The 14,169-nt window shown below is 30.3% G+C and carries 19 protein-coding genes and 1 pseudogene; 11 read left to right on the top strand and 9 right to left on the bottom strand.

Going from position 1 to position 14,169, the window contains the following annotated elements:
- The first annotated feature begins 191 nt into the window (after positions 1-191).
- Positions 192-551 carry a DUF1304 domain-containing protein gene (locus JVV30_RS03085; protein ID WP_002511730.1) on the top strand — a complete coding sequence of 120 codons (360 nt, stop codon included), beginning with the start codon at positions 192-194 and terminating at the stop codon, positions 549-551.
- Between the two features lie 72 nt (positions 552-623).
- Here the strand turns inward: JVV30_RS03085 and JVV30_RS03080 are convergent, their stop codons facing one another.
- The gene (locus tag JVV30_RS03080; RefSeq protein WP_044291500.1) at positions 624-1,388 is read right to left on the bottom strand and encodes a 2OG-Fe dioxygenase family protein; all 765 of its coding nucleotides are present in this window, start codon (positions 1,386-1,388) and stop codon (positions 624-626) included.
- 498 nt (positions 1,389-1,886) lie between these two features.
- On the opposite strand from JVV30_RS03080, the pseudogene JVV30_RS03075 reads away from it, so the two are divergent.
- Positions 1,887-2,057, top strand: a pseudogene (locus tag JVV30_RS03075) (copper-transporting ATPase); the annotation flags it as partial.
- 17 nt (positions 2,058-2,074) lie between these two features.
- On the top strand, positions 2,075-2,620 hold the full coding sequence (locus JVV30_RS03070) for a YdhK family protein (RefSeq protein WP_204193346.1): 546 nt from the start codon (positions 2,075-2,077) through the stop codon (positions 2,618-2,620).
- A 205-nt stretch (positions 2,621-2,825) separates the two neighbouring features.
- Here the strand turns inward: JVV30_RS03070 and arsC are convergent, their stop codons facing one another.
- From arsC to arsD, 6 genes are read right to left on the bottom strand one after another with little or no spacing between them, the layout of a single operon-like run.
- The gene (gene arsC / locus JVV30_RS03065) at positions 2,826-3,221 is read right to left on the bottom strand and encodes an arsenate reductase (thioredoxin) (protein ID WP_031886416.1); all 396 of its coding nucleotides are present in this window, start codon (positions 3,219-3,221) and stop codon (positions 2,826-2,828) included.
- A gap of 18 nt (positions 3,222-3,239) precedes the next feature.
- On the bottom strand, positions 3,240-4,532 hold the full coding sequence (arsB, locus tag JVV30_RS03060; protein ID WP_031886417.1) for an arsenite efflux transporter membrane subunit ArsB: 1,293 nt from the start codon (positions 4,530-4,532) through the stop codon (positions 3,240-3,242).
- Complete coding sequence (locus JVV30_RS03055; protein ID WP_002441914.1) at positions 4,532-4,846, bottom strand: ArsR/SmtB family transcription factor; 315 nt, start codon at positions 4,844-4,846, stop codon at positions 4,532-4,534. The genes arsB and JVV30_RS03055 overlap by 1 nt, the downstream gene beginning before the upstream one ends.
- Positions 4,843-6,507 carry an FAD-dependent oxidoreductase gene (locus tag JVV30_RS03050; protein WP_204193343.1) on the bottom strand — a complete coding sequence of 555 codons (1,665 nt, stop codon included), beginning with the start codon at positions 6,505-6,507 and terminating at the stop codon, positions 4,843-4,845. Before JVV30_RS03050 ends, JVV30_RS03055 begins: the two co-directional genes overlap by 4 nt.
- The gene (gene arsA, locus JVV30_RS03045) at positions 6,507-8,234 is read right to left on the bottom strand and encodes an arsenical pump-driving ATPase (protein WP_031886419.1); all 1,728 of its coding nucleotides are present in this window, start codon (positions 8,232-8,234) and stop codon (positions 6,507-6,509) included. Before arsA ends, JVV30_RS03050 begins: the two co-directional genes overlap by 1 nt.
- Positions 8,215-8,562 carry an arsenite efflux transporter metallochaperone ArsD gene (arsD, locus tag JVV30_RS03040; protein ID WP_031886420.1) on the bottom strand — a complete coding sequence of 116 codons (348 nt, stop codon included), beginning with the start codon at positions 8,560-8,562 and terminating at the stop codon, positions 8,215-8,217. Before arsD ends, arsA begins: the two co-directional genes overlap by 20 nt.
- Before the next feature lie 284 nt (positions 8,563-8,846).
- Between arsD and JVV30_RS03035 the strand changes: the two genes are divergently transcribed.
- The 8 genes from JVV30_RS03035 (at position 8,847) to JVV30_RS03005 (ending at position 13,300) form a co-directional block, all read left to right on the top strand.
- Positions 8,847-9,047, top strand: coding sequence for a hypothetical protein (locus tag JVV30_RS03035; RefSeq protein ID WP_031886421.1), 201 nt, complete (start codon positions 8,847-8,849; stop codon positions 9,045-9,047).
- A 32-nt stretch (positions 9,048-9,079) separates the two neighbouring features.
- On the top strand, positions 9,080-9,400 hold the full coding sequence (locus JVV30_RS03030; protein ID WP_031588348.1) for an ArsR/SmtB family transcription factor: 321 nt from the start codon (positions 9,080-9,082) through the stop codon (positions 9,398-9,400).
- Between the two features lie 89 nt (positions 9,401-9,489).
- A complete protein-coding gene (locus JVV30_RS03025) occupies positions 9,490-10,374 on the top strand; it encodes a permease (RefSeq protein WP_031886422.1) in 885 nt (294 codons plus the stop codon).
- A 13-nt stretch (positions 10,375-10,387) separates the two neighbouring features.
- Positions 10,388-10,516, top strand: coding sequence for a hypothetical protein (locus JVV30_RS13405; protein ID WP_002488994.1), 129 nt, complete (start codon positions 10,388-10,390; stop codon positions 10,514-10,516).
- A 347-nt stretch (positions 10,517-10,863) separates the two neighbouring features.
- Positions 10,864-11,349, top strand: a complete 486-nt coding sequence (locus JVV30_RS03020) for a GNAT family N-acetyltransferase (RefSeq protein WP_037570011.1) — start codon at positions 10,864-10,866, stop codon at positions 11,347-11,349.
- A gap of 180 nt (positions 11,350-11,529) precedes the next feature.
- A complete protein-coding gene (locus tag JVV30_RS03015; RefSeq protein WP_149809827.1) occupies positions 11,530-11,676 on the top strand; it encodes a restriction endonuclease subunit R in 147 nt (48 codons plus the stop codon).
- Complete coding sequence (locus tag JVV30_RS03010; protein WP_149809826.1) at positions 11,669-12,871, top strand: restriction endonuclease subunit S; 1,203 nt, start codon at positions 11,669-11,671, stop codon at positions 12,869-12,871. The genes JVV30_RS03015 and JVV30_RS03010 overlap by 8 nt, the downstream gene beginning before the upstream one ends.
- Positions 12,872-12,916: 45 nt before the next feature.
- Positions 12,917-13,300, top strand: a complete 384-nt coding sequence (locus JVV30_RS03005) for a hypothetical protein (RefSeq protein ID WP_103365504.1) — start codon at positions 12,917-12,919, stop codon at positions 13,298-13,300.
- Between the two features lie 122 nt (positions 13,301-13,422).
- Here JVV30_RS03005 and JVV30_RS03000 read toward each other — a convergent pair whose 3' ends face one another.
- Positions 13,423-13,644 (bottom strand): hypothetical protein, encoded by a 222-nt coding sequence (locus JVV30_RS03000; protein ID WP_070508389.1) that lies wholly within the window; start codon positions 13,642-13,644, stop codon positions 13,423-13,425.
- Positions 13,645-13,658: 14 nt separating this feature from the next.
- Positions 13,659-14,162: a DUF1643 domain-containing protein gene (locus JVV30_RS02995; RefSeq protein WP_204193339.1), complete on the bottom strand. Its 504-nt coding sequence runs from the start codon at positions 14,160-14,162 to the stop codon at positions 13,659-13,661.
- Positions 14,163-14,169: the final 7 nt, after the last annotated feature.

The raw sequence follows: 14,169 nt of genomic DNA, 5'->3' as shown, positions 1-14,169 counted from the left end.
TTACAATTCGTCATATAAAAACAATATTAGAAGTACATTTAGGGGTTTTGAATAACCAAAAAGAAGTATTGAACAAAAGAATTGGAGTTATTGAAGGAGAGTTACTTCAAATCACTTAATTTATTACTCCCCAGTTAAAGTTGTGATATTAATATATGGAAAGTTCATTTGAAAAAGAGGTGTATTCATTTATGAGTATTGTTACAGTAATTTTAGTTTTATTAGTTGCTATTGAATTTATATATATAATGATATTACAAACGATTAAAACGACTTCCCTTAGAACTAGTAAAATATTCAATATTAAGCAGGAAGAATTAAAAAAGCCCAATTTAAAGGTTCTTATGAAAAACCAAGGTGTATACAATGGACTTCTGGGTGTGATGTTATTATATGCGCTGTTCTTTTCCCATAATCCTAGAGAATTAATTACTTGTATTTTAATTTATATCATTTTAGTTGCTATATATGGGACAATTACTAGTCAAAAATCTATAATTTTAAAACAAGGCGGGCTCCCTATAATCGCACTTATTTCATTGCTTTTTTAGTTTGAATTTAACTTATTGCCGTAATGATGAACTTTAAAATCCCCCTACTGTTATACAAGTAGGGGGATTTTATTATTCATCGACATCTGCAACAACTGTTTGTTGGTAATCAATTAATATGACAGATCTAAGACCTGTACCTTGTTCTGATCCTTTTTCAACTGGACTTACATAATGACTTACATTAGGGTCGTAAACGCCGTAGGATTCTAAAGGGTTCTCCATTTCAAAAACTTCTATTATATTGTTTTCATCAGTATCTTCCGGATTATTCCCAGCAGCTTCCGGTACAGCGATAGCATTCGTTCCACCAACAATATTCTTTCTTTCAATTAAATGAGCAAAAGTAAACGGCTCTCCGTCTTGGTGTAAACAGTTCGGTGAGGAAACAGCTTTATCTCCGTCATTTTCTACATACAATTTAACGAAATGCACACCCACATGAATCGGTAAAATTTTATCCTCTTCGTTCCAAAACGTTTCATGATAGTTGGCTATTATAATATCGTTCAACAATTTATTACTTCTTATATTTTCATCAATAGAATGGAGTTCTCTATATGAGCCAGAATGTTCTGGATTAAACTTCCCTTGAAAATACGCAGAATAATCAACGCCATTTCTTTCAATGGTAGGAAGCCAAAAAACATCTTCTGTGCCAGGTAACACGATTGCTCTAGAGTATCTTCTATATCTATTAAGGTTAGGGGCATAATCATCTTCAGGTAGATCAGCAAAGTACGCTAATATTTCATTATAATCTTGTTCAATACCCTCATAATTTAAACTTTTCATTAAATCATATCTTGAATAACCATCTTTTTGTAATTTATTCATTATTCAATAGTATCCTTTCTGTTTTTAAATCTAATAATGTTTGAATGTCCGTACTAATTGCGTTCAATTGTTCATGATTCTTATATATGTGACTTAATAATCTCTTTTATATTTTATACCATTGTAAGTAGCAAACACAAATATCGATAAATTTTGATTTCCTAAAAATAAACAAAAACATTTTACCGATTTAATCCGACTATTCTTATATCATTTACCATTTTGGCGTTGACGAAGTATATAATATTCGCTATATTTACTAGCGTATATATTATCTGAAAATTCTATATATTGAGAATTTTCATCTTAGGAAATGAGTAAAGTAATTCAAAAAATATTAAATTAAATTTTAAAATTTCCTCAACAGTCACTATTAAGCACAACGAAACTACATTTAGGAGGAAAAACATATGCCGAAGAAGCAGATACATTTTAATGGATTTGTTCAAAACTCACCATCCCCACATTCATCTGGATTATGGAAACATGACAAAGACCAAGGTGCAAAACTTATGGTGGGGTGCAGGTTATAATATTGTTGCTGTACCTTTAGCAGCCGGTGTTTTAGCATTTATCGGCTTGATTTTATCACCTGCAATAGGTGCTATTTTAATGTCACTAAGTACGGTTATTGTTGCAATTAATGCCTTTACATTAAAATTAAAATAAAAGATAGGAGTTTTATTATGATTAAAAAATTATTTTTTATGATATTAGGATCATTACTAATATTATCAGCTTGCTCCAATAATGATGAAAAAGATAAAGACACTAATGACCAAAAAAGTGAGAGCCATATGAAGCATAATGATGAAAGTAAAGTTCCAGAAGATATGAAATCGACGAATGAGGGTGAATTTAAAGTGGGAGATAAAGTAACGATTACAGCAGGGCATATGCCAGGTATGAAAGGTGCAGAAGCTACTGTAAAAGGTGCGTATAAAACATATGCCTATGTTGTAAGTTATAAACCCACAAATGGAAATGAAAAAGTAAACAATCATAAATGGGTCGTAAACGAAGAGATTAAAGATGCACCTAAAGATGGATTTAGTAAGGGCGATATTGTTAAATTAGAAGCAAGTCATATGTCTGGTATGAAAGGTGCTACAGCCAATATAGATAACGTGAAAAAGACGACTGTTTACGTAGTTGATTACAAATCCAAAGATAATGGTAAAATCATTAAAAATCATAAATGGATGACAGGAAATGAACTGAAAGCACGATAAAAATCTAGTTCTAGATTGAGAAATAAATAGATATAAAGATATCCTCCGTAATCAATAATTTAAATAACTTATTATTGTTAAGGAGGATATTTTTTAGTGTGTAAATTAAATAGATAAGAAAAATGACTAATCCTGGAGATAAATCAAAAAGTATAAAATAATTAATAATAAAAAAGCGTCCCAATGATATTGAGACGCTTAAAGTTTATCTAGTTTTAAATGATTCAATGGCGGTTTTGATTTCATCTCTATCACGTTGGAATTCTGACCAAGGTTTGCCTGCTGGATCATCAAATCCCCAATGTTCTTTTTTTACATTCGGCGGCAATATAGGACAATTATTGTCAGCATCACTACATAAAGTTACTACTAAATCGGATTGGTTTAGTATATTTTTGTCAATAAAATTAGAAGTATGATTTGATATATCAATTCCAACTTCTTTCATAGCTTCTATTGCTTTTGGATTTACACCGTGTGCCTCAATACCTCCAGAATATACTTGCCATTCATCTCCTAAGATTTTTTTACCCCAGCCTTCAGCCATTTGGCTACGGCATGAATTACCTGTACATATAAAGTAAATTGTTTTTTTATCCATAAATAGTTTCCTCTTTTTTTAGAAAATAATAAGTGTTAGATATAACCCTAACAGTGTGATAAATAATACCGGAATCGTTATAATAATACCGATTTTAAAGTATTGTCCCCAAGAAATTTTAACACCTTTTTGAGTAAGCACATGTAACCAGAGAAGTGTTGCTAACGAACCAATTGGTGTTATTTTAGGTCCTAAATCAGATCCGATAACATTCGCATAAATCATGCCTTCCTTGAGTATACTTGTTGTTTGAGATTGACCAATCGCTATTGCATCTATTAAAACAGTTGGCATGTTGTTCATAATGGATGAAAGGAATGCAGCTATAAAGCCCATGCCCATGATACTACTAAATAAGCCGTAATTTGAAATATTTGTTAGTACATCACCAAGAAGCGTTGTGATGCCCACATTTTTTAGACCAAATACCACAAGATACATACCAATAGAGAATAAAACAATATTCCATGGCGCACCTTTAATTACTTGTTTCGTATGCACAGCCTTAGACTTACGTGCTAATAATACAAATATTAAAGCAATGATACCAGCAATAATTGATACTGGAATATTTATAAACTCACTTATTAAATAACCAACTAGCAATACAGTGAGTACAATCCACGAGATATTAAAAAGCTTTTTGTCCTTAATCGCTTCTTTTGGTTCTCTAATATTTACTGCATCAAATTTTCTTGGGATAGACTTTCTAAAATAAAACCATAAGACAAGAATACTTGCGATTAAAGAGAATATATTAGGTATAATCATTTTACTGAAGTACTCAACAAATCCAATATCAAAGTAATCAGCAGAAACAATATTAACTAAATTACTAACAATTAATGGAAGAGACGTAGTATCTGCAATAAAACCACTAGCAATAATAAATGGGAATATCGCTTTTTTATCAAATCCTAAACTACGTACCATTGCTAAAACAATAGGCGTCAGTATTAAAGCCGCACCATCATTTGCGAAGAAGGCTGCTACAACTGAACCTAAGAGCATGATAAAGATAAACATTTTCAAGCCATTACCCTTTGATGCTCTTACCATATGTATGGCAGACCATTCAAAGAATCCAATTTCATCTAATATGAGTGAAATAAGAATAACTGCAACAAAAGTTAAAGTCGCATTCCAAACAATTCCAGTAACTTCTAGTACGTCTGAAAAGCTTACAACGCCAGTGATTATAGCAACTACAGCACCAATTAATGCAGTAATACCAATATCTAGACCTTTAGGTTGCCATATAACAAAAATTAACGTTAATACAAATATTGTGATTGCTAATATCGTCATCATTAACACTCACCTTTCTCTACTGTTTCACATATACATGGGACAGTACTGGAACTCAATAGAGTGAGTCGTGATGTAACGTTATCCAATACGTCATGATTCAATTTGTATAAAATTTTATTACCATCTTTTCTGGATGTAATTAAATTATTGTCTTTTAATACTTTCATATGATGACTTAATGTGGGTTGAGAAAAAGAAAAATGCTCTAATAAATCACAAGCGCATAATTCACCGCAAGATAACAAGTCTAATATTTCAAGACGGCTACTATCAGCAATCACTTTTAAGTATTGTGAAATTTCTTTATAATTCAATTTTTCTTCTTCCTTTCTACTTGAAACCTTTTATAACGTTGATAATTTTTATTACCACCTGACAAATTAAACACTTGTTTAAAACCTAAATTAATAAGTACGTTTTGTGCAGCATTCCCAGTAGTACCTTTATTACAATAAGTCACTATCTTTTGATTTTTATCTAATGTTTTTGCATAACTTCTCAACATTTTCAATGGGACGTTAATCGCTCCATCAACATGATTAACTTCAAATTGCTTTGGAGAACGTACATCTAAAATCAATAAATCATTATTTTGTTTTATGACTTCTTCAGGCGTTATAATTTTGCGTCCTCGAGTAATATTGTGTCCAATCATCCCTGTATAAATAACAGGATCTTTAGTTGTAGAAAAAAGAGGCGCATATGCTAAATCTAAATGAAATAAATCTTCTGCATGGGCACCAAACGTTATAGCAGTAGCTAGTACATCTATTCTCTTATCTACACCTTCATACCCAATAATTTGGGCACCCAGTAATTTAGAATTGTTTTTATCAAATATAGCTTTAATTACCATTTCTTGGCCTTGCATATATTCTGGACGATTCGGTTTCACATTGTGTAATACATCAATATCAATACCTAAATCAATAGATTCTTTTTCAGTTAAGCCTGTTTGGGCAATTGTCATATCAAATATACGAACAATGCCTGTTCCTAAAATCCCTTTATGTTCTAGATTTCCACCAGTTAATCGATCTCCTAAAATACGTCCCATTTTATTTGCTGTAGAACCTAGCGGTCTATATATAGGGGCACCAGTAATTAAATTATAACTTTCTGCTACATCACCAATTGCATATATGTGAGGAATATTTGTTTCAAAATACTTATTGGTTTGTATTGCTCCAGATTTTCCAATATTAATACCAATTTCTTTAGCTAATTTAGTATTTGGTATGACACCAATCCCAATAATAATTAAATCTGTATCAATTAATTCGCCAGTTTTTAAGCTCACTCTATTTATTGTATGATTTTCATCATAATCAACAATATCTATTTCATTATTGGTATATACGTTAGCTTTATCTTCAATATATTCTTGAATCATAAAACTGATATCGTCGTCTAAATGAGGCATAAAAGTACTACGTTGAATAATTGAAGTATTGTAATTAGATAATTGTTCTAACATTTCTAGACCAATAAATCCACCACCAATGATTGTTATATTCTGAACATCATTGTCCTCAATATAATTATAAATTGCTTTCGCATCATTAATATTCTTAACTTTAAACACATTGTTATATTCTTCGCTATCTAATTGAGGCAGTTCTTTAGGCGATGAACCTGTGGCTAATACTAATTCGTCATATTCTTGAATCATCTTTTCACCATTTACTAAATTGGTAACTGTTATTGTTTGATCAGTATCATTTATCTGATTCACTTCATGTTTTGTATAAATATCTATATTAAAGCGCTCTTTAAACCATTTAGCATTTCTTGGCGTGAGTTCATCAATATCAGATACATTACCGCCTATATAGTAGGGGATACCACATACTGAATACGAAATATCACTATCTTTATCAAAAATGATAATTTCCACATCTTCACTATTTCTTCTTGCTTTAGCCGCGACACTTGTACCGGCAGCAACTGAACCGATGATTACAATTTTTTTCATTATGATAACCCCCCATAAGGTATGACAAAATAATTATCAAGACTTTCATTTTTAATCTTGTTTATCCAAAATGATTCATCTTCTTTTTTGTTACTAAAAAGGTCATCACGTTGATTTAGCGTAACTAACGATTGATTAACAACCCACCAATTATGGCCTATATTAGCTCTATTTAAATCTTCTACTAAACGTTTAGATTCTAAATAAGGTGTTTTTTCTGCTAGTGTTACGATTATCATCTGTGTTAAATTTTTATTTTGAATTTTGGGTAATAATGTTTCAACATTACTGGTAGTTTGAGTTGATTTTTTCTTTAATTCTCTATGATGATTTTCACTAGAATCAAGTAACAGCAAGGTATGGCCTGTAGGAGCTGTATCTACAATTACGTAATCCATGTCTTCTTGATTCTCCATAATGTCACTAAAGGCTTTGAAAAATGCTATTTCTTCTGTACAAGGTGATTTTAAATCTTCCATAATATAATCAATATCGTCTTGTGGTGTATCATCATTCACTGTTGCTAGTACTTCTTTTTTATATTTTTCTAATGCTTGTTCTTCATCAATATAAGCAGTATTTAAATTACTTGTGGTTTCAACATTAATTTCTTTAGTAGGGTCAGTAGTTGCTAAAAGAACACGATGTCCTTTATTAGATAATGCTGTAGCTAACTGCGTTGCTACTGTCGTTTTACCAACGCCACCTTTTCCCATTGTAAATAAGTATTGAACTTTACTATTTTCAATTTCATCTATTAATTTATTGAATTGCGGATGATCTTCAACAATAAAGTCATCATTTTCAATTAAGTTATCATCATTTAATAGATTAGTTAAACTTTCTATACCTTCTTCTTTCTGCTTTTTATATGGAACGTAATAAGCATGATTGTTATTTAACCATTCAATAAAATGATTAATGTTTTTATCTTGTTCTGATTTCATCTGACTCGAAATTAAACCGTGACTTTCTTCTATATAGTTGTTAATGATTACTTTGAATTTAGAAATTGACAGTTGTTGTAATTCTTGTTGCGCTCTTTGAATTTCATATATAGAAGAGTGGCTAGGTCTCGCAACTAACATCATGGTCGTATCTTCTTGGTTACGTAGTTTTTCAAGTGCCGAATTATATTTATCTCTATTTTCATCTAAACCCGATAATTGACCTAAGCAAGAAGCGTCATTACTTGTTGTATTTAAATAATCTGTCCATGCAGAAGGTAATTCAAGCATTCTCAAGGTGTGACCTGTTGGAGCTGTATCAAATATAATGAAATCAAATTCTTGTTCTAAAGTTTTATCGGATAAAAAATTTGTAAATTCATTAAAAGCTGCTACTTCAACTGTACACGAACCACTTAACTGTTCTTTCATCTCAGAAAGCACATCTTCTGGTAGAATACCCTCATAAGGTTCTATAGATTGTGCTTTATAATCTTCTGCAGCAGCAATCGGGTCAAAATTGGCTATAGAGAGATTAGGTATAGGTTGATATTTAGTTAATTTATTAGATAATTCCATTTGAAATACATCTTGTAAATTACTAGCTGGATCAGTACTTACTAAAGCTACTTTCTTTCCATTCTCTGCTAAGTTTAAAGCAATAAAACTTGATATCGTCGTTTTGCCTACGCCACCTTTACCAGTAAAAAACAAATATTTTGTTAACTCAACGTTATCTAAATTCAATTTATTTAAGTATTTAACAGCATCCATCTCCATCACAGCATCCTCCATTTCTCATCTGATTAACCGTAATAATTTCATCAGCTTCTTCTTGGGTAATATAAGCGCCCGTTTTAGCTATATTGCCTTCTATAAAAGTGATTGGTAAAACTTCATTACCTTTTTCTTGAATTAAACGAATAGCTTTTTTATTTTTAATAAATTCGTTCGGATTATTGTTCATATTATAACGATGAACTTCTATTTGATTTTGTTTTAAATATTCATTGATTTGGTTCGTCTTTATTAGTGTTTCATCCGGTTCTGGACCACATACGCCAGTAGAACAGCACATAGCTTCTTCGTATATTTCAATATTTAACATTATACTCACCTCATTAATTATTTTACTATCATAGATTAACATCTATATAGATTGGTGTCTATGTATTGATTTGGATTTTTAAAATTTTACTTAATTTGAGTTTCTAATAATATAGCTAGGAAGAAAATATTTTTACTATTGCTGTGGAGCATGTCTAAGTTTATGTAAAATTATAGTTTTTTAATCTTGCAATAATGTATATATTGGTTTATATTTAATATATCAAAAAAAGTTGATGTATTAAATGGAATAAAATTATTTAGACAATAAGGAGGTGTGCCTGATTGCGAGTAAACCACGCAAGTACTTTATCTGTTGGTTACTTTGTAAGTTATTTAAATCTTGTTATGGTATCAAGAGAAGTCACTTTAAAAGAAGCTACAATATATATGGAGAAGGAGTTCTTTAAAGGTAATATTCATCAGTATGGTGAATCAACAGAAAATAACTACAAACAAGCAATACAAGAACTCAAACAAAAATAGAAATATCTATATATAAGAGAGGTGATTATTTAATGGAAATTATTCAGTCCAGTCCTAATAGAACTGAGGAAGAACAATTAGACTTTTATGAACAGATGTTTAATGCGCTAGCTGATAAAATCAGACTTAAAATTCTACATTCAATACGTCAAAGTGATTCAAAATCTTTATGTGTTTGTGATCTAGAAGAATTATTAGCATTAAAACAATCTAAACTTTCCTATCATTTAAAAAAATTAGTAGATGCAAATATTCTTATTGCTGAAAAGCATGGCACATGGAATTATTATAAAATTAATGAGCAACAAATACAGGTGGTTTTAAAAGAAGATACTTGCTGTAAGATACTTTAAGTATCTTCTTTTTAACATAGAATTAATCAATTTTTTTTGATTATTATATCAAGAAAAGTTGATTAAATAAATTCGGAGGCGTTATACTAATGGTAGATTCAATTATGGGATTCATAAAAACATTTCTGATGTTATTTTTTGAATTATTATTACTATTTATAGTAGTGAGTTTTATAGTAAGTCTGATTCAACAAGTTGTTTCAGAAGAAAAAATTAAAAAGCTTTTGAGCAAACCTAATAAAGCCGTCAATTATATATTAGGTATGATATTTGGTGCTGTTACACCATTTTGCTCTTGTTCAACTATTCCAATACTTGCAGGTCTATTAAATTCCAAAGTTCCTTTTGGTCCAGCAATGAGTTTCTTAATTGCTTCACCGTTAATGAATCCATTAATGATATTTATGTTATGGGCATTATTAGGGTGGAAAGTAGCTGTTGTTTATTTTGTAGTACTAGCAATTTTCAGTATTTTAACAGGTTTAGTGTTTTCAAAAATGAATTTAGCTGAAAGTTATAAAGGGGTCAATGTTAAAGGTGATGGCTTTTTTGCTAATAAATCAGGATCTCGTTTTAAACAAGCATTAAACGATGCGTGGGCATTTTTATACCCAATGTTACCTTATCTATTTATTGGTGTATTTATTGGCGCCTTTATATACGGATTCATACCTGAAGAATTTATAACTAAGTATGCAAGTGGTGATGGTTTTATATCGATCTTTATTGCTTCTGTTATCGGTATCCCTATGTATATCAGACCAGAAACAATGTTACCTATAGCCGAAGCATTAGTATCAAAAGGTATGTCGCTAGGAACAGTAGTAGCATTAATAATTGGTGGTGCTGGCGCAAGTATTCCAGAAGTCGTATTGCTATCTAAGTTATTCAAGAAAAAATTTGTAATATCATTCGTTATCGCCATTTTAGTTGTAGCTATTTCTACAGGTTTGATTGTGAACATCGTTATTTAAAGGAGGTGAGATAATGGGAGTCAAAGACGTATTAAAAAAATTAAAACCTCAGGAACAATCTTGTTGTTCAGTAGAAATTGAAGAAAAAAAAGAGAAAAATGAAAAAGAGCAGCAGGATAATAATAATTGTTGTAACAATTAATTTATAAGCTTGTAAAATATATGCTTCTAATAAATGAACGACAAATTCCAATGTAATAGTATGGAATTTGTCGTTCTTTCGTTTCAGTTAAGAAAAATTATTTTGCTTGTTTAGTATTTCTTTAAGACTTATAACAAAAAGACGTTAATTAAAAACCGCATCATTAACCGATACGCAGAAGCATATCATAAATGATGCGGTTTTTTAATGATTGATAAAATGTATTGTACAATATTTATGATTGATTAATAGTTTATTATATTTGAATTAAAAAATATTATGTAGAAAAAGAAGGCCTAGATGAATACTTAGCAAAGAGTATTTTTAAAAGCAAGGGAGATGATTTTATGGGCATTAATATTCAACGTTTTGAAGAAAAGGATGCTGAGGAAATTGTTAAGCTAATTCATCGAGCAATGTTTGAAACGAACATCTTTGATTATTCTAAAGAAGACTTGGTAAAAGATGCTGAGAATATAACTGTGCCATCAATCATCGAAAGAGCTTCTTGGACTCACTTTTATGTATTTAGAGATGAGGAGACGATCATTGCGACAGGTGCAATTGGTCCCTATTGGGATAGTCTAACAGAGAGTAGTTTTTTCACTATTTTTGTTTTACCTGAATACCAAGGTAGAGGGATTGGAAAACTTATTATTAATACATTGGAAGACGATGAGTTTTATAAGAGAGCTAGCCGGATAGAAATACCAGCATCAATTACTGCAGTTCCTTTTTATCAGAAGTTTGGCTATAACTTCAAGGATGGAGTTAGTAATGCTGATGAGGAAGGTATAGTAAGAATGGAGAAAAAACTTTGCGACTTAAATTAACGTTACAAGTTAAGTGATTTTTAGTAAAATTATTAGTCGGATTTACAGATAAAAAGTAATAAATATACTATGTTAAAAAAAAGTTCGTTATTTATCTAGTATAAAATAACGCGTCCAATATTAATTATTATTAAATTTTGATATATTTAAAGAAAGATTAAGTTTAGGGTGGATGAATGAATGGCTTATCAAAATGAATATGTAATAAAACATGAAGTAATACAACAACTTGAGAGCTTAGACTATGAACGAGCAAACATACATAATGTAAAATCAGAAATCAATATATGCCTCAATAAAAAACTAGGAGTGTTAAAATATGATTGAACAAACTAATACTCCAAAACTCAGGTTTCCAGAATTTAAAAATGAATGGTCTTATGATTTATTGAGTGATGTTGTAACTAACAAAAGTAAAAAATTTGATCCTAAAAAAGAAGAAGCTACAAAAGATATTGAATTAGACAGTATCGAGCAAAATACTGGTCGATTACTTGATACATATATATCTAATGACTTTACAAGTCAAAAGAATAAATTTAAAAAGGGTAATGTCTTATATAGCAAGCTAAGACCTTATTTAAATAAATACTACTATGCCACAATAGATGGTGTATGTTCATCGGAAATATGGGTGTTAAACACACTAAATAAAGATGTCCTAGTTAACAAGTTTCTTTATTATTTTATACAAACCAATAGATTTAGCAGTGTGACTAACAAATCCGCAGGTTCAAAAATGCCACGTGCTGATTGGGAGTTAGTAAAAAATATTAGATTATACAAAGGATCAATTAAAGAACAAGAAAAGATTGGGTATTTTTTTAGCAAACTCGACCAACATATTGAATTAGAAGAGAAAAAATTAAAATTATTAGAACAACAAAAGAAAGGCTATATACAAAAGATTTTTTCTCAAGAGTTAAGATTTAAAGATGAAAATGGAAATAATTATCCCAATTGGGAAATGAAGAAGTTAGGTAATATCGCCAACATTGTAGGTGGAGGAACACCGAGTACGAAAAAAAGTGAATATTGGGATGGCGATATAAATTGGTTTTCACCAGTTGAAATAGGAGATAAGGAATTTGTGAGTACTAGTCAAAGAAGAATAACTGAAAAAGGACTAGAAAAAAGTTCAGCAAAGATGCTTCCAATAGGCACAGTGTTATTTACTTCAAGAGCAGGCATAGGAAAAACAGCTATACTCTCTAAAGAAGCGACTACTAATCAAGGATTTCAATCAATAGTGCCAAAAGAGAACGATTTAGATTCATATTTTTTATATTCAATGACGAGTATTTTAAAAAGAAATGCTGAAAAAGTAGGAGCAGGATCAACATTTTCTGAAGTGTCAAGAAAACAGATGGAACAAATAAAGTTGCTAATTCCAATATTAAAGGAACAAAAACAAATAGCACGATTGTTTCAGATAATTAATAGAAAGATTAATAAGCAGATACATAAAATTGAGTTATTAAAACAACGAAAAAAAGGATTACTACAAAAGATGTTCGTTTGATACTGATAAAGACCTATTATGTTAACTAAAAGGAGAGACGTATTAATGAAAGATGAAAATTTAGACATTTTTATGTCAATGCTAGTTGACATTTCCTTAAAAGCTAAGCAATTTAGATTTTTAAACCAAGAAAAAGAAAAGATAGAAAAAATACTGGAATTATTGGTTTGTAAAGAACAAATTATATTTTTAGGGAATACTTCTGCAAGTAACAAACCTTATTTGTATCTTATTCCTGAATATTATTCATTAACAAAAGAACTCATAGATAAGATAAATACAAATTTCGATTTGTATACCATTGAAAATAATCTGTATCACAAAGTTCGAATGAATGATTCAGGCATATTAGTGAAAATTCCTATTGACCAGGATAGTTTTGATATAACAGAAAAAAGTAGATATGTCTCAAATGAACTGGTAGTATAACAAATCTATTAACTTTCATTTATAATTAAAAAATATAAGAAATTAGAAAAAACAAAAAATAAATTTAAGAGCATCCCTCACCGCTAAGTGAAGGATGCTCTAGTTTTATTAGAATATAGTTTTCATTTTAATAGATAATGGTTAATAATTGTCTGTAAATCATTATTAAGTACCGTTGTTATAGAGTCATCATCCATAAAATCATCATAGATTTTATCCAATATTTCCTCATCTTTAATTGCTGCGAAATGATGTACTAGTCCTTTTACAATTGAAATATAATTTTGCGATGCTAAGCAATTAGCAACCGTTCGCCAGTCTGAGTGTGTGGTTTCATGGTTCATAGATAATCCTCCTTTTATTTTAAAGTCCATTTTTGACGTGCTTTAGGGTTAAGTGGATGCATAATTTCATTTGTTGCTGGGTTTATAAGCTTTTTAATTTTCTTTTTGTGAGGCTTCAACATTTCCATCACTTGCTCAACACGTTCGACGACAACAGGTCGTTTCGCATAAGCACCATAAGCAAGAATCACTGTTTCACTTTCACTTATCGCTTTCATCAAGTGAATGTCGGTGTGTTCATCGTATGGCTCGTTGATATGTTTGAGATTTTCTGGACTTTTAATATTAGAGAATAGATTTACAAGATATACAGCACCGTATCGTTCTGAATTAGCTAATTGGTTGAGGATAAGAACAGTTGTGAGATCGAGTGATAATACACCATCTAAATGAGGATACATCGTTATCACTGTACAAGCGGGTTTCTTTTCATCCCAAGTTTTCTTGAGTAAGTAGCGGTGTTTTTTATCACTACTGAATATAGCTTCTGTGTGTATTGTACTTTTAATTGTATTCATATATCAT

The organism is Staphylococcus sp. GDY8P47P, assembly GCF_016892225.1.
GTDB classification, from domain to species: Bacteria; Bacillota; Bacilli; order Staphylococcales; family Staphylococcaceae; genus Staphylococcus; species Staphylococcus borealis.
Note: the sequence above shows the minus strand (reverse complement) of the source record. Positions and strands in the feature narration are given on the sequence as shown.